This is a genomic window from Limosilactobacillus vaginalis DSM 5837 = ATCC 49540 (genome assembly GCF_000159435.1).
GTDB classification, from domain to species: Bacteria; Bacillota; Bacilli; order Lactobacillales; family Lactobacillaceae; genus Limosilactobacillus; species Limosilactobacillus vaginalis.
This window is the reverse complement of the sequence record NZ_GG693471.1, coordinates 1-241: the sequence shown is the minus strand read 5'-3', so window position 1 is coordinate 241 and position 241 is coordinate 1. Positions and strand designations below refer to the sequence as shown.

1 protein-coding gene is annotated in these 241 nt (G+C 42.3%); it reads right to left on the bottom strand.

From position 1 onward, the window contains the following. Positions 1-53 precede the first annotated feature (53 nt). Positions 54-241 (bottom strand): GMP synthase (glutamine-hydrolyzing) (locus tag HMPREF0549_RS09045; RefSeq protein WP_003718005.1); only part of this gene is annotated, 188 nt, incomplete at its 5' end.

Here is a 241-nt window from a genome sequence, read left to right as displayed (position 1 = left end):
TAAGCTCACAAATACTGTTAAATCAATATTACGATTCATTTTTATATGATTTTCTATTCCCATTCAATTGTCGAAGGTGGCTTACTCGTAACATCGTACACGATGCGGTTAACGTGATCGACTTCATTGACGATCCGCACTGAGATCTTTTGTAAGACATCCCATGGAATACGTGCAAAGTCGGCGGTCATACCGTCGATTGATGTCACGGCCCGAATACCAACGGTGTAATCGTAGGTCC